At 74.5% G+C, this 235-nt stretch carries 1 protein-coding gene; it reads right to left on the bottom strand.

Annotated elements, in window-relative coordinates:
• Window positions 1-235 (bottom strand): hypothetical protein (locus tag VR44_RS38250; protein WP_045952288.1); only part of this gene is annotated, 235 nt, incomplete at both ends.

Below are 235 nucleotides of genomic sequence, written 5' to 3'. Positions count from 1 at the left end.
GCCGCGGCCTGGCTGCGGGCCCGTGCCTGGGCGAACAGTTCGGGCAGCCGGGAGTTGGTGCGGAGCATCTCGCGCCCGGTCTGCGCGGGGAGTTCGGTGGACACGGGTCCGGTGATGTACGAGGCGATGTCCTGCTCGGTGGCGCCGAGCCGGTCCGCCCGCAGCCGGCCGGTGTCCACCGGCAGCCTCCAGAAGTCCTCGGCGGTGGAGCTCCAGCCGTCCAGGCGGGGCAGGT

The sequence above is a fragment of the Streptomyces katrae genome (assembly GCF_000966975.1).
GTDB lineage: Bacteria > Actinomycetota > Actinomycetes > Streptomycetales > Streptomycetaceae > Streptomyces > Streptomyces katrae.
Note: the sequence above shows the minus strand (reverse complement) of the source record. Positions and strands in the feature narration are given on the sequence as shown.